This is a genomic window from Photobacterium sp. CCB-ST2H9 (genome assembly GCF_023151555.2).
In the GTDB taxonomy this organism is placed as follows: domain Bacteria; phylum Pseudomonadota; class Gammaproteobacteria; order Enterobacterales; family Vibrionaceae; genus Photobacterium.
Genome location: NZ_CP100425.1, coordinates 407,961 through 426,757, shown reverse-complemented (window position 1 = coordinate 426,757; position 18,797 = coordinate 407,961). Strand labels below are relative to the sequence as shown.

23 protein-coding genes and 1 other RNA gene are annotated in these 18,797 nt (G+C 51.7%); 7 read left to right on the top strand and 17 right to left on the bottom strand.

The window, feature by feature from the left end; translation table 11 throughout:
* Positions 1–110: 110 nt before the first annotated feature.
* From L4174_RS01980 to rsmI, 3 genes are all read right to left on the bottom strand, one after another.
* Entirely contained in the window at positions 111–374 is a 264-nt protein-coding gene (locus L4174_RS01980) for a hypothetical protein (RefSeq protein WP_248143912.1), read from the bottom strand.
* Between the two features lie 14 nt (positions 375–388).
* Positions 389–770, bottom strand: an RNA gene (gene rnpB / locus L4174_RS01975) — RNase P RNA component class A.
* Between the two features lie 98 nt (positions 771–868).
* Positions 869–1,729, bottom strand: coding sequence for a 16S rRNA (cytidine(1402)-2'-O)-methyltransferase (rsmI, locus tag L4174_RS01970; RefSeq protein WP_248143911.1), 861 nt, complete (start codon positions 1,727–1,729; stop codon positions 869–871).
* Positions 1,730–1,790: 61 nt separating this feature from the next.
* On the opposite strand from rsmI, the gene L4174_RS01965 reads away from it, so the two are divergent.
* The 4 genes from L4174_RS01965 to L4174_RS01950 are packed head-to-tail and all read left to right on the top strand — an operon-like array spanning position 1,791 to position 5,109.
* Complete coding sequence (locus tag L4174_RS01965; protein ID WP_248143910.1) at positions 1,791–3,623, top strand: penicillin-binding protein activator; 1,833 nt, start codon at positions 1,791–1,793, stop codon at positions 3,621–3,623.
* A complete protein-coding gene (locus L4174_RS01960; RefSeq protein ID WP_248143909.1) occupies positions 3,601–3,975 on the top strand; it encodes a YraN family protein in 375 nt (124 codons plus the stop codon). Before L4174_RS01965 ends, L4174_RS01960 begins: the two co-directional genes overlap by 23 nt.
* A 3-nt stretch (positions 3,976–3,978) precedes the next feature.
* Complete coding sequence (locus tag L4174_RS01955; protein WP_248143908.1) at positions 3,979–4,569, top strand: phosphoheptose isomerase; 591 nt, start codon at positions 3,979–3,981, stop codon at positions 4,567–4,569.
* Between the two features lie 3 nt (positions 4,570–4,572).
* Positions 4,573–5,109, top strand: coding sequence for a BON domain-containing protein (locus L4174_RS01950; RefSeq protein ID WP_248143907.1), 537 nt, complete (start codon positions 4,573–4,575; stop codon positions 5,107–5,109).
* 107 nt (positions 5,110–5,216) lie between these two features.
* On the opposite strand, the gene sspB is transcribed toward L4174_RS01950, so the two are convergent.
* The 8 genes from sspB to zapE all read right to left on the bottom strand — a co-directional run bounded on the left by sspB (position 5,217) and on the right by zapE (position 11,523).
* On the bottom strand, positions 5,217–5,705 hold the full coding sequence (sspB, locus tag L4174_RS01945) for a ClpXP protease specificity-enhancing factor (protein WP_248143906.1): 489 nt from the start codon (positions 5,703–5,705) through the stop codon (positions 5,217–5,219).
* Positions 5,705–6,343 carry a stringent starvation protein SspA gene (sspA, locus tag L4174_RS01940; protein ID WP_248143905.1) on the bottom strand — a complete coding sequence of 213 codons (639 nt, stop codon included), beginning with the start codon at positions 6,341–6,343 and terminating at the stop codon, positions 5,705–5,707. The genes sspB and sspA overlap by 1 nt, the downstream gene beginning before the upstream one ends.
* An 86-nt stretch (positions 6,344–6,429) precedes the next feature.
* Positions 6,430–7,170 carry a cytochrome c1 gene (locus L4174_RS01935; RefSeq protein ID WP_248143904.1) on the bottom strand — a complete coding sequence of 247 codons (741 nt, stop codon included), beginning with the start codon at positions 7,168–7,170 and terminating at the stop codon, positions 6,430–6,432.
* Entirely contained in the window at positions 7,167–8,432 is a 1,266-nt protein-coding gene (locus L4174_RS01930; protein ID WP_248143903.1) for a cytochrome bc complex cytochrome b subunit, read from the bottom strand. Before L4174_RS01930 ends, L4174_RS01935 begins: the two co-directional genes overlap by 4 nt.
* On the bottom strand, positions 8,432–9,022 hold the full coding sequence (gene petA, locus L4174_RS01925; protein ID WP_248143902.1) for a ubiquinol-cytochrome c reductase iron-sulfur subunit: 591 nt from the start codon (positions 9,020–9,022) through the stop codon (positions 8,432–8,434). The genes L4174_RS01930 and petA overlap by 1 nt, the downstream gene beginning before the upstream one ends.
* Positions 9,023–9,359: 337 nt before the next feature.
* The gene (gene rpsI, locus L4174_RS01920; protein ID WP_248143901.1) at positions 9,360–9,752 is read right to left on the bottom strand and encodes a 30S ribosomal protein S9; all 393 of its coding nucleotides are present in this window, start codon (positions 9,750–9,752) and stop codon (positions 9,360–9,362) included.
* Positions 9,753–9,767: 15 nt separating this feature from the next.
* A complete protein-coding gene (gene rplM / locus L4174_RS01915) occupies positions 9,768–10,196 on the bottom strand; it encodes a 50S ribosomal protein L13 (RefSeq protein WP_211646339.1) in 429 nt (142 codons plus the stop codon).
* Positions 10,197–10,419: 223 nt separating this feature from the next.
* Positions 10,420–11,523 carry a cell division protein ZapE gene (gene zapE, locus L4174_RS01910; RefSeq protein ID WP_248143900.1) on the bottom strand — a complete coding sequence of 368 codons (1,104 nt, stop codon included), beginning with the start codon at positions 11,521–11,523 and terminating at the stop codon, positions 10,420–10,422.
* Between the two features lie 199 nt (positions 11,524–11,722).
* Between zapE and zapG the strand changes: the two genes are divergently transcribed.
* From zapG to degS, 3 genes are all read left to right on the top strand, one after another.
* Positions 11,723–12,169 (top strand): Z-ring associated protein ZapG, encoded by a 447-nt coding sequence (gene zapG, locus L4174_RS01905; protein ID WP_248143899.1) that lies wholly within the window; start codon positions 11,723–11,725, stop codon positions 12,167–12,169.
* Positions 12,170–12,319: 150 nt separating this feature from the next.
* Positions 12,320–13,687, top strand: a complete 1,368-nt coding sequence (locus tag L4174_RS01900; RefSeq protein ID WP_248143898.1) for a Do family serine endopeptidase — start codon at positions 12,320–12,322, stop codon at positions 13,685–13,687.
* Positions 13,688–13,859: 172 nt separating this feature from the next.
* Complete coding sequence (gene degS / locus L4174_RS01895; RefSeq protein ID WP_248143897.1) at positions 13,860–14,924, top strand: outer membrane-stress sensor serine endopeptidase DegS; 1,065 nt, start codon at positions 13,860–13,862, stop codon at positions 14,922–14,924.
* A 100-nt stretch (positions 14,925–15,024) separates the two neighbouring features.
* On the opposite strand, the gene murA is transcribed toward degS, so the two are convergent.
* From murA to mlaE, 6 genes are read right to left on the bottom strand one after another with little or no spacing between them, the layout of a single operon-like run.
* Entirely contained in the window at positions 15,025–16,281 is a 1,257-nt protein-coding gene (murA, locus tag L4174_RS01890; RefSeq protein ID WP_248143896.1) for a UDP-N-acetylglucosamine 1-carboxyvinyltransferase, read from the bottom strand.
* A gap of 10 nt (positions 16,282–16,291) precedes the next feature.
* The gene (gene ibaG, locus L4174_RS01885) at positions 16,292–16,546 is read right to left on the bottom strand and encodes a BolA family protein (protein WP_248143895.1); all 255 of its coding nucleotides are present in this window, start codon (positions 16,544–16,546) and stop codon (positions 16,292–16,294) included.
* Between the two features lie 13 nt (positions 16,547–16,559).
* Positions 16,560–16,874 (bottom strand): lipid asymmetry maintenance protein MlaB, encoded by a 315-nt coding sequence (locus L4174_RS01880; protein WP_371929368.1) that lies wholly within the window; start codon positions 16,872–16,874, stop codon positions 16,560–16,562.
* Between the two features lie 2 nt (positions 16,875–16,876).
* The gene (gene mlaC, locus L4174_RS01875) at positions 16,877–17,515 is read right to left on the bottom strand and encodes a phospholipid-binding protein MlaC (protein ID WP_248143893.1); all 639 of its coding nucleotides are present in this window, start codon (positions 17,513–17,515) and stop codon (positions 16,877–16,879) included.
* A 10-nt stretch (positions 17,516–17,525) separates the two neighbouring features.
* A complete protein-coding gene (mlaD, locus tag L4174_RS01870) occupies positions 17,526–18,005 on the bottom strand; it encodes an outer membrane lipid asymmetry maintenance protein MlaD (protein ID WP_248143892.1) in 480 nt (159 codons plus the stop codon).
* Positions 18,006–18,007: 2 nt separating this feature from the next.
* Positions 18,008–18,790 (bottom strand): lipid asymmetry maintenance ABC transporter permease subunit MlaE, encoded by a 783-nt coding sequence (gene mlaE, locus L4174_RS01865; RefSeq protein ID WP_248143891.1) that lies wholly within the window; start codon positions 18,788–18,790, stop codon positions 18,008–18,010.
* Positions 18,791–18,797 lie beyond the last annotated feature (7 nt).

Sequence of the window (18,797 nt, the reverse complement as noted above, 5' to 3'; positions counted from 1 at the left end):
AGAAAACACTGGGCGTTGGTTGTCTGCTGCACTGCCTGAACTGTTCAGGACAGTCATCGGTCACCAACCGGGCAATGTTTCTATGCCCCAGTCAGTACACACAACATTATTTATACCTGCCCTTTGAATGCAGGCAACAGGGAAAATGAAATTCTTGCCACAGAATCCGCATTTTCTCCGCAAAAAACCAACACGAAGTGTACGAAGGCGGCAAAAATGTTGTCAAGACAGCGACAGCGGTTCTGACAAACATTTGATGCGGTTGCCTTGTTTTGCCCTGCATCGCCGCCGGCTTCGGGGCATTGCCCGGGAGAAACGTTTCGGTTTGCTCCCCCAGAAACGATAAAAGGTGATGCCCGCACGAATGCAAACATCACCTTTCCAAAATGAAGTGAGTCAACCGATAAGCCGGGTTCTGTTCCGCTTGCGCGGCGGTAACCATTCCTCTAGGCCTGAAATCGCTCGCAGGCTCAAGCAACCTACCCGTCCCCAGCGCGGACCACGCCATTAGGGACCTATTTGGTCTTGCTCCGGGTGGAGTTTACCGTGCCACGAACTGTTGCCAGTCGCGCGGTGCGCTCTTACCGCACCCTTTCACCCTTACCTGTTCTCGCAAGCGAGTCATCGGCGGTTTGCTCTCTGCTGCACTGGTCGTAGGCTTACGCCCCCCAGACGTTATCTGGCACCCTGTCCTGTGGAGCCCGGACTTTCCTCCCCCTCGTCAGTCTCCCAAAGGACATCAACGAAGCAGCGGTTACCTGGTCAACTCAGACCGCGGATTGTATAAAACTCCCGGCCCGGATACCAGAGAAAGATCACCTTTGCCCGGAAACTGACGTGAAAGTAATCAGTCTCAGGTAATTCTGGCTTAATCCAGGTGTTCCAGTCCCCACTTGTAAAGCGCGTTCTTTTTCACACCGTGAATCTCTGCGGCCATCGCAGAGGCTTTCTTCAGCGGCAGCTCAGCCGCCAGAATCTTCAGGGTACGCAGCGCCTCCGCAGGCAGATCGTCTTTATCTGCACGATGACCGGCCACCAGCAGAACCATTTCCCCCCGGATCCGGTTGCTGTCTTCATTCAGCCAGGGGATCAGTTCACCCAAAGGAGCGCCATGGATCGTTTCAAACGTCTTGGTCAGTTCCCGGGCCAGCACTACCTGCCGTTCCGGTCCCAGCACAGCCAGCATATCAGCCAGGGAATCCAGAATACGGTGCGGTGATTCGTAAAAAATCAGAGTGCGCGGATCTTCCATCAAGGCACGAAAGGTATCCTGGCGTCCTTTGCTCTTGGCCGGCAGAAAGCCTTCAAAACTGAATCGGTCTGATGGCAACCCTGAAGCACTTAATGCTGTCACCACCGCACAGGCTCCCGGCAGCGGCACAACTTTAACACCCGCCTGACGACAGCGCGTCACCAGATGGTATCCTGGATCACTGATGAGAGGTGTACCGGCATCAGAGACCAGCGCGATACTGCTGCCCTGACGTAATTTGTCTATCAGTACATCCGCTTTCTGCTGTTCATTGTGATCATGCAGCGCGAAAGTCCGGGTAGAAATGGCAAAATGGGACAACAGGCGAGAGGTATGGCGCGTGTCCTCAGCGGCAATTAAGTCTACATTGGCAAGAACTTCCAGCGCGCGTTGGGTGATATCGGCTAAATTGCCGATCGGGGTCGGAACGATGTACAAAGTTGCGACATCCACCGAACACGAATTGGTCTCACTCATTTGTCTATGATCTCATCTGCAATTAATATAGAGAGTAATTTGTCACAGTTGAATGAATTCAATGCTTAATTTTACCCATAAGCGCAAAAGTGTATCACGTATTCTGGCCCCTGTGGCCCTTGCCGTGATCCTGGCAGGCTGTTCAGCGCCGGGCACACAATCGTCATCCTATGGTGCGGATATCACTGCACCTGCAACGGACTCGGCGACCAATTATCTGCTGAAAGCGGAAGCCTCCGAAGGTGCCGTCAGTATCGACTGGCACATTCTGGCGCTGAAAGCCCTGATCAAAGAAGGCCGATGGTCACAGGCCGAGCAGCAAGCCAACAAACTGGCTAGCATGAACATGTCTCCGGTGCAGATGGCGGAATGGCAACTGGCTCGCGCGACGCTGCGATACCAGCAAGGACAGCCCAAAGCCGCACTGGAAACCCTGAATTTCCTGCCATGGTGGCCACTGTCCGATAACCAGTACCGTCGCTACCACTTGCTGCGTGCCGAGCTGCTGAACCAGACAGAGCAATACTTTGAGGCTGCCCGTGAGCGCACCTCCCTGGCTCAGTACCTCAACACAAGTGAAAAAGCGGTGAACTGGCAGAACCTGTGGCAAGACTTATCGCAATACAATACTCACCAGCTCCAGAGTGCAAAAATTGCGGCCAATGAAACGGTGTTGCAGGGCTGGGTCGAACTGAGCATGCTGAAGAACGCTTATGCTCAGCGTCCGGTCCGGCTGAAGTCTGAAGTTGAAAACTGGCTCTCGACCCACCCGGATCATCCGGCCGGTACTTATCTGCCAGCCGAGTTGCAGGCCATCATGAGTCTGGAAGTCATCGAGCTGGAAAAAGTGGCGCTGCTGCTGCCGCTCTCCGGTAAATTTGAAAGCCAGGGGAAAGCCGTTCGCGACGGCTTCCTCAATGCGATGCTCGAAGATGGCGAACGTGACCCAAGCACTGAACTATCGATTTACGATACCGAATCCGAACCGATGTTCAGTATCGTGAATAAACTTCAGCAGGACGGTATCCAACTGGTTATCGGTCCGCTCCGGAAAGAATTCATCACGGAGTTTCAGTCTGCTGAAGGGGGCAACATGACGCAGCTGGCGCTGAATGAACCGCAGAATCTGGATCTCAGCCAGCCAAATACCTGTTATTTCTCACTTTCACCAGAGCAGGAAGCTGAACAGGCCGCGCAGCACCTCTATGCCGCAGGTCACCACAATCCGATGGTGATGGCACCAGCCAACGACTTTGGCCGCCGGGTCAGCCAGGCATTTGTCGATAAATGGCAAACCCTGACGGGTAAACAGGCAGAACTGCAGACCTTCGGTTCCAGCCGTGACATTCAAAACCAGATTGCAACTGTATTCGGGTTGACCGACAGCCGGGCCCGGAATGAGCAGATGCAGCAAGTGCTGGGTATGTCACTTGAAACCCAGGCCCGCAGCCGCAGAGATACAGATGCGGTCTACCTGATTGCGAACCGAAATGAAGTCACGCTGCTGAAGCCCTTCATACAGGTCGCGATTAATCCGGATGTCACACCACCGAAGCTTTATGCCAGTTCACGTGCCAACCCGGATAACAAAGCCGGTATGAATGAACTGTCTGGCATTGAATTCAGTGACATCCCGCTGCTCGCTGCTCCGGATCAGCCGTTTATGCAGAAATTTGAACAGCTCTGGCCGGGACAGAAGAACGGCATGATCCGCCTGCATGCTTTTGGTATGGACGCGTACCGGATGATCACCGAACTGCCTCAGATGAAAGTCGTCGACAGTTACAGTACACAGGGTCGTACCGGCCAGTTGAGTATTGACGATCATTGTGTCGTACAGCGCCAGCTGGACTGGGCTGTTTTCACCGCCAATGGCATTGAACCTGTTCAATAAGCGCCAGCAAGGGTACCATTACGAATCTCTGGCGGAGCAGTACCTGCAACGCCAGGGTTTGACCAGTGTCGCCCGCAATATCCATTGCCGGGGCGGCGAACTGGATCTCATCATGAAAGACGGCGGATGTTGGGTGTTTATCGAAGTCAAATTCCGTGCCCACGACCGCTATGGTTCAGCGGCTGAAGCCATCGACTGGCGCAAGCAGCAACGAGTGAAACGTGCCGCGCTGTACTGGCTGCATTCACAAGGTCTCTCAGCCGAACACTGCCAGCTACGGTTTGATGTAGTCGCCATTCAGGGCGATGACCGCCATATTACCTGGCTGACCAATATCTTAGTCGAAGAGTGACATATGCTAGAGAGCATCAAAGAAAGCTTTACCGAAAGTATTCAAACCCAGATCGCCGCGGCAGAAGCGCTGCCGGATGCCATCTCACGTTCAGCGCAACTCATGGTTCAGAGCCTGCTGAATGGCAATAAAATTCTGTGCTGCGGAAATGGCGGCTCAGCGGCAAACGCACAGCACTTTGCCTCCTGCCTGATTAACCGTTTTGAAACAGAGCGTCCCAGCCTGCCGGCCCTGTCGCTGACCGCAGACACCACAACGCTGACCGCTGTTGCGAACGACTATCATCAGGATGAAATGTTCTCGAAACAAATTCGCGCCTTAGGTCAGCCCGGCGATATCCTGTTGGTGTTTTCCACCAGCGGCAACAGCAAAAACATTATCAAAGCCATGGAAGCTGCACTGACCCGTGACATGAACATCATTGCGATGACCGGGAAAGATGGCGGAGAAATGGCGGGCCTGCTGGGTGTACAGGATGTGGAAATTCGGATTCCTTCACAGCGCACGGCACGGATCCAGGAAGGTCATTTACTCACGGTGCACTGCCTGTGCGATCTGATTGACCAGATTTTGTTTCCTCAGCACGAAGGATAAGCTATGAAGTGCATTTCTCGGATTGCCCTGCTCTTTCTGATCCTGTTACAGGGCTGTGGCACTTTGCTGCAAACTGACCCGCGCAGCGGCCAGCAGCACTGGCAGGATCAACACGTCGCAATGCAGATTGGCGGTATGGTCAATAAGTCCCCTTATCTGAACAAAGTCAGAGTCAATGCCATTTCAACTGAAGGAAAAGTGTTACTGGTCGGTCAGGCTGTCGATCAGTCAACAGCCGAACAACTGGTTACTGACGTCAAACAGTTGGGTTCTGTCAAAACGGTCTATAACCAGCTGCAAATCGGTCCGCTGCCAACACTGGCCGATGTCGGCAGAGACAGCTGGCTGACCACTAAAGTCAAAGCCCAGCTGATCGCCAGTAAAAAATTAAGAAACAGCGCCGTGACCGTCGCGACGGAAAACCAACGCGTGTATCTGCTTGGGTTTGTCACCCGTGAGCAGGGACAAACCGCGGCTGATATCGCCCGAAATATTGACGGCGTGAAGCATGTCATCAAAGCCTTTGAGTACACAGACTAAACTTCAGGTATCGCAACCAGCAGGTCGCTGATTCCGAAATGAAGATATAAAAAAAGCAGTGCTTCCTCGGAGGCACTGCTTTTTTCATGGCTGACAGATGTGAAAAACTACTTCACAACCCGAAGGCTTGGGCGGCCACGGGGACGTGGTGCTTCTTCCGCAGGCGAAACAGACTCTTCGTGATCGATGCCATCGCTGGTCACAGCCGACAGTTGCTCTTCCTCGGCGATCACTTCAGCAATTTCAGACTCACTGGAAGACAGCTCGTATGCTGGTTCAGGCTCAAACATCGTGCCTGCACCATTCTCACGTGCATACAACGCCATGACTGCAGCCAGAGGCACGGCCACAACTTGAGGCCGTCCCCCGAAACGGGCATTGAAGCGAATCACTTCATCACCCAGCTCGAGATTACCCACCGCGCGAGGTGCCAGGTTCAGGACGATCTGACCATTGCTGACAAACTCCTGCGGAACCTGCACCCCTGGCAGCATTGCATCAACAACCAGATGGGGAGTCAAATCATTATCCACCAGCCAGTCGTAGAAAGCCCGCACCAGATAAGGACGGCGCGGGGTCATCTCCGCCATATCCATTACTGACCTGCCAGGCGCATTTCGCGCTCAGCTTCAGTCAGAGACGCCAGGAATGAATCACGTTCAAATACACGACTCATATAGGCTTTCACTTCTTTAGAGCCAGGGCCGATCAAATCGATGCCCATCGCTGGCAAACGCCACAACAGTGGTGCCAGGTAGCAGTCAACCAGACTGAACTCTTCGCTCATGAAATATGGGAATTCAGCAAACACTGGCGACAGAGCCAGCAGCTCTTCACGCAGTTGTTTACGGGCTTTCTCAGCTTCATCCGCTGAGCCTTTTTCGATCTTCTCAGCCAGTGAATACCAGTTACGCTCAATGCGATACATCATCAGGCGGCTGTTACCACGAGCAACCGGATATACTGGCATCAGAGGTGGGTGAGGAAAACGCTCATCCAGGTATTCCATGATGATACCAGCCTGATACAGAGCCAGTTCACGGTCCACCAGGGTTGGAACAGAATTGTATGGATTCAGGTCTAGCAGATCCTCAGGCAAGTTGTCTGGGTCAACCAGCTCAATCTCAACACTTACGCCTTTTTCTGCAAGTACAATACGCACCTGATGGCTATACATATCCGAAGCATCAGAATACAGCGTCATCACAGAGCGTTTATTGGCAGCTACAGCCATCAACCCCTCCAGTATACTCATATACACAAAAAGCAACGGGGGCACTTGCCCCCATTGCGAGTTTCTTAACGCACTAGATTACCCGATCAATGGACATCGCGCCAATATTCTTTCTTCAGCAGCAGCGTCAGAACGAAGAAGATCACGATAAAGCCCATCACCCACAGACCCATGCGCTGGCGTTCCAGCTTCATCGGTTCTGCTGAGTACTCCAGGAAGTTCACCAGATCACGCACGACCGCATCATACTCTTCAGTATTCAGCTCACCGTTGCCATCCGATTCCAGGCCGACAAACTCCTGGACTTCCTGACCGTCAATCGTACGGGTTTCAAACACTTGTCGTGGCGTGCCCTGCAGCTCTTCCAGAACATGTGGCATACCAACGCTTGGGAAAACCAGGTTGTTCACACCAAACGGACGGTTTGGATCGGCATAGAATGAACGTAGATACGTATAAAGCCAGTCTGAACCACGAACCCGGGCAACCAGTGTCAAATCCGGTGCTGGTGCACCGAATGAAGCGGCTGCGTAATCTTTAGAAATCGCGTTGGTCATCAGAGAACCGATCTTCGCATTCTGATCGAAAATCAGGTTTTCTTTCATCAGTTCCAGCGGAATATCCAGATCCTCGGCAACACGCTGGTAGCGCTGATACTGAGTCGCGTGACAACCGAAACAATAGTTAACAAAGGTACGGGCACCGCGTTGCAGCGAAGCCTTATCCGACAAATCATTATTTGCCGCATCCAGGTGAACACTGTGACCGCCAGCCGCAATCGCCAGAGACGGCAACAGAGCAAGCAGCATAACCATCAGCTTTTTCATTTGTATGTGACCCTCTCTGGTAGCGGTTTGGTTGCTTCATTCTTGCTGTAGAAGAACAGCAGAACAAAGAACATGAAGTAACCGAAACTGAAGATCTGCGCCATCAGGGTGTATACAGGCGTCGCAGGCAACGCACCCAAAATACCCAATGCAATGAAGCAGATAGTGAACTGAACGATGTTTGCAAGATGCAGCTTGCTGCGGTAACGGTAAGAACGCACTTTACAGCGATCCAGCCATGGCAACACAAACAGCATTGCAATCGACAGACCCATCGCGATTACACCCACCAACTTATCCGGAACCGCACGCAAAATCGCATAGAAAGGCGTGAAGTACCATACAGGTGCAATGTGTTCAGGCGTCTTCAGCGGGTTCGCCGCTTCAAAGTTAGGTGGCTCAAGGAAATAGCCGCCCATTTCAGGGTTAAAGAAAATCACATAACTGAACAGGAAGGCAAAAATCGCCACGCCCACCATGTCCTTCACCGTCCCATAAGGGTGGAAAGGCACAGAGTCAATAATGTCGTATTTCTTGGTGTAGTACTCGTGGAACTTAAAGCTCGGTGAGTAATTGTCACCCTTGCTGCCTTTTGGCAGTTTGGTTTCAATACCGTCCGGGTTGTTTGAACCCACTTCGTGCAGCGCCAGAATGTGCAGCACGATCAGCAGTAGCAGAACGATAGGCAATGCAATCACGTGCAGCGCAAAGAAACGGTTCAGTGTCGCACCAGAGATCACGTAGTCACCACGGATCCACAGGGTCAGATCGTCACCAATCACAGGGATTGCGCCAAACAGAGAAATGATAACCTGAGCACCCCAGTAAGACATCTGTCCCCATGGCAGCAGGTAACCCATGAAAGCTTCCGCCATCAGTGCCAGGAAAATCAGCATACCGAACAGCCACAGCAGTTCACGCGGTTTTTTATAGGAACCGTAGATCAGACCACGGAACATGTGCAGATAAACCACGATGAAGAATGCTGATGCACCGGTCGAGTGCATGTAACGCAGCAGCCAACCGTAATCGACATCACGCATGATGTATTCAACTGAGGCAAAAGCACCATCACCGGATGGTACATAGTTCATGGTCAGCCAGATCCCCGTCAGGATCTGGTTCACCAGTACAAGCATGGCCAGCGAGCCAAACAGATACCAGAAGTTGAAGTTCTTCGGCATCGGGTATTCAGACATATGCTTTTTATAAGCATTCATCACTGGCAGACGTTTTTCAATCCAACCCAGAAAAGCTTCCATTATGCCGACTCCTCATCTTGACCCACTAAAATCGTGTTGTCGTTCAGGAACATGTGCTTTGGAACCACCAGATTCAGCGGCGCAGGCACGCCCTGGAAAACCCGACCAGCCAAGTCGAATTTAGAGCCGTGGCATGGGCAGAAGAAGCCGGCAGGAACACCACTCACCTGCTCACTGAACGTGTCTGGCAGATAAGTTGGCGAACAGCCAAGGTGGGTACAGATACCAACGGCAATAAAGATTTCAGGTTTACGTGAACGGTATTCGTTCGTGGCGTAGGCAGGCTGCTGAGGCTCAGCGGCCTGCGGATCACGCAGTCGGTCGTCGTGAGTCGGCAGTTCATCCAGAATAGCCTGGCTCCGGCGTACTACCCACACCGGTTTGCCTCGCCACTCTACGCGGATCATCTGGCCTTCTTCGAGTTTACTGATATCAACTTCAACTGGTGCACCGGCGGCCTTGGCTTTGGCGCTCGGATTCCATGATTTGATAAAGGGTACGGCGACAGCGACTGCACCTAAGCCTCCAACAACCGAGGTCGTCGCAGTCAGGAAGCGGCGTCGGCCGTTACTTACTGGCGCTTTGCTCATCCAACATTCTCCCATGTGCTCCCGCTCAGGATTATAGTTTCCTTCTGCGTCCCTGGAGCTTACGGCTAACTTTCTACGGAAAGACTCAACAGCTTATTGATTAAGAATTTTCATGCTGCTATTTATCGCGGCAAATGATAAAGAAAACCCTACTTTAAGACAAGGTAAACACCGCAAATGTGAGAGATTTGTGGGCATAATTTGCGTTTTCGTCAAGAGCAAAAAATGCAAAAAATCGTGCCAGTTTTTCAATAATTTTGACAATAAATGCAAAAAGCCCAGCCAATGGCTGGGCTTTGCGGTACACAGTAACCAGACAGAAGTCTGGTGCGTTGAATTAACGCTTAGAGAACTGTGGACGACGACGTGCTTTACGCAGACCAACTTTCTTACGTTCAACGCGACGAGCGTCACGAGTCACGTAGCCAGCGGCACGCAGAGCAGGACGTAGAGTCTCATCGTACTCCATCAGAGCGCGAGTGATACCGTGACGGATCGCACCAGACTGACCAGTGATACCACCACCTTTCACAGTGATGTACAGGTCCAGCTTATCAGTCATTTCAACCAGCTCCAGTGGCTGACGAACAACCATGCGAGCAGTTTCACGACCGAAGTATTCTTCGATGCTGCGCTTGTTGATTACGATGTTGCCAGTACCCGGTTTGATGAAAACACGAGCAGCTGAGCTTTTGCGGCGGCCAGTGCCGTAGTATTGATTCTCTGCCATTGTCATCTTCCCCAATTAGATGTCTAGAACTTGTGGCTGCTGTGCAGCGTGGTTGTGCTCACTACCTGCGTAAACTTTCAGTTTACGGTACATAGCACGGCCTAGAGGACCTTTAGGAAGCATGCCTTTAACAGCGATTTCAATGATAGCTTCTGGCTTTTTGTCCAGCAGCTTGTCAAAGCTGATAGTTTTCAGACCGCCGATGTAACCAGTGTGACGATGGTACATCTTGTCAGTACGCTTCGCGCCAGTTACTGCAACTTTCTCAGCGTTGATAACAACGATGTAGTCACCAGTGTCAACGTGAGGAGTATACTCAGGCTTGTGCTTACCGCGCAGACGAGATGCGATTTCTGTTGCCAGACGACCCAGTGTTTTACCTTCAGCGTCTACAACATACCAGTCACGTTTTACAGTTTCTGGTTTAGCAACGAAAGTTTTCATGCTAATTCTTACCCAAATTTAAATAGTTTCACTTTCTAAGAACGCAAAGCGCTCTCTCTGTATAAAGAGCCCAGTCATCACCCCTTCGAGTGGTTGGCACTCCCGGCATAACGCCGTCACAGGTACGGTGGGTCGCAGGATTATACGGAAGCATGGGGAAAAAATCACCTTTTTTTCAAAAAAAGTTCTGTCTTTTCCCCTATGCATCAATCGGCAAATTCAGCTAAGCGAGATGCGGTCGTGCCAGATACTCATGACTCTGCATTTCAATTAAGCGGGAACAGCAGCGCTTAAACTCAAAACTCAGACGGCCGCTCTGGTACAGCTTCTCCATGCTGGTTTCAGCGGAGATGATCAGTTTGACATGCCGCTCATAAAATTCATCAACCATGGCAATAAAACGGCGGGACGCATCATCATCTTTTTCCGTCAGTACCGGCACATCTGAAAGCAGTACGCTGTGATACATCTGCGCAATTTCCATGTAATCGCTCTGGCTGCGCGCGCCCCGACACAATGCATCAAAAGTAAAATGAACCACGCCTTCAGCCTCATGGCACGTCGTAATCGGCCGGTCATGAATAATGATCTCACCGCCATCACGACGGGGCTCCACCGACAGCTGCACAAAGTAGTGCTTCATGTTCTCTGCCGCACTTACATCCAGTGGCCAGTGATAAATCTCAGCCTGTTCCAGGGTACGGAGACGATAATCCACACCGGAGTCGACATTGACAATCTCACAATGCTCTTGAATGAGATCAATCGCAGGCAGAAAACGAGCACGCTGCAAACCATTACGATACAGCTCATCCGGCGGAATATTTGACGTTGCCACCAGCGTAATACCGCGACGGAACAGTGCCTGGAACAGGGTGCCCAGAATCATCGCATCCGTGATATCTGAAACAAAAAACTCATCAAAACAAATGATGTCTGTTTCCAGCTTAAAACGGTCCGCAACAATTTCCAGCGGATCAGTCTGGTGACCCAGAGACTGCATTTCCTTATGGACCCGATGCATGAATCGATGAAAGTGCATCCGCATTTTGCGCTCTGTCGGCAAACAGTCGAAGAAAGTATCAACCAGATAAGTTTTGCCTCGACCGACCCCGCCCCAGAAATACAAACCTTTGACTGGTTTGACTGGCTCCTGCGTCTGACGCTTGAACAAGCGGCCGAGTAAAGTCGGCTTCTCTGATTCGGGCTTGGGTGCCAGCATCCGATGATAAAGATCATTGAGGTGAGCCACCGCCATCGCCTGAGCGGCGTCAGGCAAAAAGCCGGGGGTTTTCAGATCGTTTTGATAGCGTTGTTCCGGAGTCATCCTCATCCTGCTCAGTCGCTGGGAGACATCGGTTTTCAGCACAACCCATGCCTCTGAATATTTCCATCTTTAGTCGTAGATAGTACCACGACACTTCATGTGCATGTATAGTAACTAAATAACCCCCTAATAAGCAGATGTGCTTATTAGATAAAAAAACAGGTCTACCTGTTGTACTCACAGTCACAAGGAGTTTTTCATGGCTTGGATCTACGCGATTTTGATTTTTGTCGCAGGCGCGCTGGTCGGTGCCTTTGCCGCCCGTTTGGGGAATAAAAACCTGAAACAGCAAAAAGAGTTACAGAAAGAACTGGATAAAACCAAGTATCAGCTGGAGCAATACCGCCAGGAGCTTATCGATCATTTTGCCCGCAGTTCCGACCTGCTCGACAATCTGGCAAAAGATTACAGCAAACTTTACGAGCACATGGCCAAAACTTCTGCTGAGCTGATGCCGAACCTGCCTGAACAGGACAATCCGTTCTCACAACGGATCAGTACACTGACCGCGGTGGCGGAAGCCTCTGAGCCTGTCAGCCAGGAAGAACAGGAATCAACCCAACAGCCACGTGATTATGCCAATGGTGCATCGGGCCTGTTGAAAGCAGAAGAACGCGCGCTGGAAGAGCCAGCGAAAGCGAGCTGAGCCCTGATTGTCTGCCTGACCGTGTCGTACGTCTGAGACGCCACGGTCAGAGTCTGAGATTCACATTTTGTTTCAATCTTGATAATTCTCGGAACTTTGCCCGATTTTACCAGTCGTAATAAGCACTTGTTAAACCGGAGTTGAGTCACGATGAAAAAGCCTTTACTTGTATTGAGTGCGCTGGCGTTCAGTATTAGCGCAGTGATGTCCCCTGTCACAGCCTCTGCCGCTCTTCCTCTGGCTGTCAATGATCAGCAGCTACCCAGCCTGGCCCCGATGCTGGAGCAAGTCACCCCAGCCGTGGTCAGTATAGCCGTCGAAGGCAAGCATGTTTCCAAACAACAGATCCCTGAGCCCTTCCGCTACTTCTTCGGGCCCAATGCTCCCAGCGAGCAGTTGCAGGAACGTCCGTTCCGTGGCCTGGGTTCGGGAGTCATCATTGATGCAAATAAAGGATATGTGGTTACCAACCATCACGTGATTGACGGTGCGGATAAAATCATGGTTCAGCTCCATGATGGCCGGGAACTGAAAGCCGAACTCATCGGCAGCGACGAAATGTCAGATATTGCCCTGCTTCGGCTGGAAAACACCAAAAATCTGAAAGCCATCAAAATGGCAGACTCAGATAAGCTGCGCGTCGGTGATTTCTCTGTCGCAATCGGGAACCCGTTCGGACTGGGCCAGACCGTCACTTCAGGGATTATTTCCGCCCTGGGGCGAAGCGGCCTGAACATTGAGAACTTCGAGAACTTCATTCAAACAGATGCTGCCATCAACAGCGGTAACTCCGGTGGCGCGCTGGTGAACCTGAATGGTGAGCTGATTGGCATCAATACTGCGATTCTCGGCCCGAACGGCGGGAACGTCGGTATCGGTTTTGCTATTCCGGTCAACATGGTGAAAAACCTGACCAGCCAGATCCTTGAATATGGTGAAGTCAAACGTGGCGTGCTGGGTGTTCAGGGAGGAGAACTCACCTCCGAGCTTGCCGAAGCCTTTGGCTACGAAACAAACCATGGCGCCTTCGTCAATCAGGTGATGCCAGGCTCCGCCGCTGAAAAAGCCGGTCTGAAAGCTGGTGATATTATTGTTTCTGTGAATGACAAAGCAATTCGTACTTTTGGGGAACTGCGCGCCAAAATTGCGACCATTGGTGCCGGTAAAAAAGTGAAACTCGGCGTTCTGCGGGACGGGGACGAGATGACCTTTGATGTCACCCTGCAAGAAGCCGAAATGGCGAACCTGAAAGCAGACCACCTGCACCAAAGCCTGCAAGGTGCTGAATTCAGTAACACGACGTCTGCAGACAAAGTGAAAGGCGTTAAAGTCACCCGCATCGACCCTCAGTCGATGGCTGCACGCTACGGACTCAAAGAAGATGACATCATTATCGGTCTGAACCGACAGCCGATCCGGAATCTGGGAGAGCTGCGTAAGGCACTCGATAAACAGCCTTCCGTTCTGGCTCTGGAGATCAGACGCGGCGATAACGAGCTCTACCTCATCATCCGATGAATCATCCGCACTCAGCATCAGTCCGGGCCTTTGCCCGGACTTTCACATTTCTACATTTCTCGCAACTCCAGCCTGCTTCGACTTGTTGAAAACTGGATGTAAATGCTATTCTCAAGCGGTTTTTTAACTTTTTGCAATCAAAGCAAAGTGCAGGTCAATCAGGAGAGCATCAATGCTGGCATTTTTAGGTCGATCCGCCTTACTGGGCGTACTGACGGCTGGAGTACTGCTACTTGCTTTCCCGGGCCTGCGCAGCCAGATGTTTTCCCCGACGGTCGCACTGAACGGTCAGGTCACCGTTCCTCAGCAAATTTCGTTCAGCTATGCCGTCCGCCGGGCCTCGCCAGCAGTCGTCAATATCTATAACCGCCGCTACAACGCTGAAGACCGTCTGCAACTCAGTACTCAGGGGCTGGGCTCCGGGGTCATTATGAGTGAAAAAGGCTACATCGTGACGAATTACCATGTCGTCGCTGAAGCCGATCAGGTGATTGTCGCGCTGCAGGACAGTCGGATTTTTACCGCCCAACTGATTGGGAAAGACAAACGAACGGATATCGCCGTACTGAAGATTCAGGCGGAAAACCTGCCCGTCATTCCGCTCAATCCGGATTATATGCCTTCTGTCGGTGACGTGGTGCTGGCGATCGGAAACCCGTACAACCTTGGCCAAACCACCACTTACGGTATTATCTCGGCCACCGGACGATCCGGGATGAGCTTTTACGGCCGCCAGGACTTCCTGCAGACCGATGCTGCCATCAATGACGGTAACTCAGGCGGTGCGCTGGTTAATACCCGCGGGGAACTGGTCGGAATCAATACAGCTTCATTCCAGCAGGCGACAGATATTGAAACCTATGGGATCTCCTTTGCAATTCCGTTCAAACTAACCCAGAAAATTATGAACAAGCTGATTGCCGACGGCCGGGTGATCCGCGGCTACCTCGGGATTGACGGGCGGGAAATCAATCCGGTGATGGCACGTCTTTATGATGCCGATCAGGTCAGCGGGATTATCGTGATGGGCATGGATCCCAACGGGCCTGCTTACAAAGCCGGCTTCAAGGTCCAGGATATTCTGGTGGAAATCGGCGATAAACCAGTGACTGACATGCGAAATGTCCTGGATATTGTCACCGAACTACGCCCCGGGACTTATGTCGAAATGACGGTCCTACGCAATGGTAAACCGAAAAAGCTCAAGGTATTGATTGGCGACGAGCCGGACAGATAAGCAGAAAAGTGCAGAGAATACTGCGGCAGCAAGTGTTCAAGGTATGAAGCAGAAGTGTCCAGGCACAGCGTGCCGTGCCTGAAAAATTAAGATGCGTAACTTATTCGCTGAAACGTTCGATCTGCATGCCCAGACCACGCAATTTCTCTTCAATCCGCTCATAACCGCGGTCGATATGATAAATCCGATCAACGATGGTTTCGCCTTTGGCAATGTTGCCGGCAATCACCAGGCTGGCTGAAGCCCGCAGATCCGTCGCCATAACCTGTGCCCCGCTCAGACCTTCAGTTTCACCACAGATCACGGTGTTTCCTTCGATCTCAGCGTGTGCACCCATCCGGATCAGTTCCGGAATATGCATGAAGCGGTTTTCAAAAATCGTTTCCGTGATGATCCCTGTGCCTTTCGCCACCAGGTTCAGCAATGAGAACTGAGCCTGCATATCGGTCGGAAAGCCCGGGTGCGGTGCAGTGCGGATATTCACAGCTTTCAGTTCACGATCGGTCATATCCAGACTGATCCAGTCTTCACCGGTTTCAATCAGGGCGCCAGCTTCTTCCAGTTTCGCCAGTGCTGCTTCCAGCAGAGACGGACGGGTATTACGGCAGACCACTTTTCCACCAGAGATAGCCGCAGCAACCAGGAATGTTCCGGTTTCGATGCGATCTGGCAGCACTTCATGATAACCGCCACCCAGACGCTCAACACCTTCAATGACGACAGTGTCGGAACCTGCACCGGTGATTTTGGCACCCATAGCATTTAGGAAATTAGCCGTATCAACGATTTCCGGCTCACGGGCCGCATTTTCAATGACGGTTTTACCGGTAGCCAGCGTCGCCGCCGACATAATCGTAACGGTCGCACCGACACTGATTTTATCCATCACGATATGTGCGCCTTTCAGACGGCCGTCAACTTCTGCTTTGACGTAACCTTCTTCCAGGGTGATTTTAGCGCCCAGTTGCTCCAGCCCGTGGATGTGCAGATCCACCGGACGTGCACCAATGGCACAACCACCCGGCAGAGACACCTGGCCCCGACCAAAGCGAGCAACCAGCGGGCCCAGCGCCCAGATAGAAGCGCGCATGGTTTTCACCAGATCATATGGCGCACAATATTCAGTAATATTGCTGGCATCGACATAAACAGAACCATTGCGTTCCACTTTAGCACCCAGACGGCTCAGCAGCTCCATCGTGGTGTCGATATCTTTCAGCTTAGGGACGTTGCCGACTTCTACCGGCTCCTCCGCTAACAGCGAAGCAAATAAAATAGGCAGGGCTGCATTCTTAGCACCTGAGATCGCGACTTCGCCGCGTAAAGGGCCATTGCCCTGAATTCGAAACTTCTGCATTGGTTTTCTCTTACAAAGACATCAGCTTCTTGTCGCGCGCCCACTCTTCCGGAGTGTAAGCTTTAATGGACAAGGCGTGGATGGCATTACTGGCGATATGCGACATCAGGGGGGCATAAACCGCCTGCTGTTTTTTCACCCGGCTCATCCCTTCAAACATCGCGCCAACAGCAATCACCTGATAGTGGCTGCCTTCGCCGTTCACAATGACTTCGTCCAGCGCCAATGCATTCTCAAGAATTTGTTTAATTTCAGATGTTTCCACAAGCTATCCTCAACTACACTTCCATACAGGCAGCCAGCACCGTGTCGACATGACTAAGGCGGAGCAGCGTTAACAATTGTTCCGGCACTCCTTGCAACACCAGGTGACGTCCTGCCTGACTGAGTTCCCTTTGCAGGTGCAGCAACATCACCATGCCTGCAGAGTCTACCCGAGACAGGTCAGACAGATCGATCGTGACCTTAGCATCTTGTGGCATCCATTCACGTCTTTGCTGCCAAAAGGCTGGCACTGTGTCACGTTCCAGCGCCCCTGACAAGCGATAATGGCCATTTTCCAGCACTTGCCAATGGACGGATCCATGATTCATGCTCATTTTCCCTCTGGCTTGATTGGCTTAGCTGAAATCGCCCGAAGATCCCGGGTCACTTTGTCGATTCCTTCCGTCCGCAACCGGCCACTCCACTCACTTTGCTGCGTCGTGATCATGCTGACACCCTCTGCCACCATGTCATAACCCTGCCACTCGTTGCTTTGCTTATTCTTACGTAATTTAAAATTCAGACGAATAGGCGGGCGCTGAGGATCCAGGATATCCACGCGAATCGACACGATCGAACTGCTGGCCGGTATTTTCTTGGCCGGTTCGATCCGAATCTCCTGATCCGTGTACTGCGTCAGCACCTGTGCATAAGAAGCAACCAGATAATCAGTAAATGCATTCACAAACTCATTCCGCTGCTCTTTACTGGTCTGCTTCAACTGAGGCCCAAGAACCTTGTAAGCAGCATAACGGGTATTGATGTAAGGGAGCAGTTCCTGGCGGACCACGGTACGCAGGTGCTCAGGGTTTCGCTGAATCTGCGCCTGCTCTGCTTTCAGACGAGAAAATGTCTGCTGTGATACGGTTTCCATCATCCGATACGGATCGGTTTTATCAACCAGCGCCGCACTCGCAAACAACGGCAGACTGGCAAGAATCGCAAGCCAGAAGATTTTGAATACTTTCATTGTGAATTCCTTAGTCATCGCCATCTTTACCAATGCTGTAAAGTACCTGGCCAATCATCTCCTCCAGCACCAGGGCGGATTTGGTATCTTCAATGATGTCGCCGTCTTCCAGCATTACAATGCCTTCATCAACAAAGCCCGGCGTCATTCCCAGATACTGCTCTCCAAGCAGCCCTGATGTAAGAATGGCAGCCGAACTGGTTTCTGGGAAGTAACCGAACTTTTTATCAATCGCCAGTGTCACGACAGGAACATAAGTTGTCGTATCCAGCGTAATATCACTGACGGTGCCAATCGTGACCCCACCCACTTTCACAGGAGAGCGCACTTTCAGGCCGCCAATATTGTCAAACCGGGCCTTCAGGTTATACGTTTCTGAGCCGCCCAGATTTTTCACATCAGCGACCTGAAAAATCAACACCAGCAAAGCAACAATCCCTGCCAGGACAAAGGTGCCGACCCATAATTCTAATTGTCTGTTCTGTTGCATGATTAATTCCCAAACATGAGTGCTGTCAGCACAAAATCCAATCCTAGTACCGCCAGTGAAGAATTCACGACGGTCCGGGTCGTTGCCCGGCTGATCCCTTCAGATGTCGGTATGGCATCAAACCCGTTAAACACCGCAATCCAGGTCACGGTTATCGCAAAACAGATTGATTTGATCAGGCTGTTGCCAATGTCGTACCCCAATTCGACGGAAGACTGCATTACAGACCAGAAACTGCCGTGATCGATGCCTTTCCAGCTCACACCAACCAACTGGCCGCCCCAGATGCCGATGGCAATAAACAGCATTGCCAGCAGCGGCATTGAAATTACCCCGGCCCAAAAACGCGGCGCAACTACACGTCGCAGCGGATCGACAGCCATCATTTCCATACTGGAAATCTGCTCCGTGGCTTTCATCAGACCAATTTCAGCGGTCAGTGCCGAACCGGCACGGCCGGCAAACAATAGCGCGGTGACCACAGGTCCCAGCTCACGCAGCAAAGACAAAGCCACCATCTGACCTAGGCTGGTTTCGGCACCAAAATCCACCAGGACGATATACCCCTGCAGGCTGAGCACCATCCCGATAAATAAACCGGAAACCATAATGATTGCGACGGACAGCACACCGACGGTATAGAGCTGTTTCATCAGCAGCGGAAACATTTTGGCAGGCTGCGGCTTACTCACCAACGCACCAAACAGCAACAAGGTTGCCCGTCCCATGGTCCGGCAGCGGGACAGTGAACGATGTCCCAGCCGAGCAACAAAATCCGTTAACATATTATGA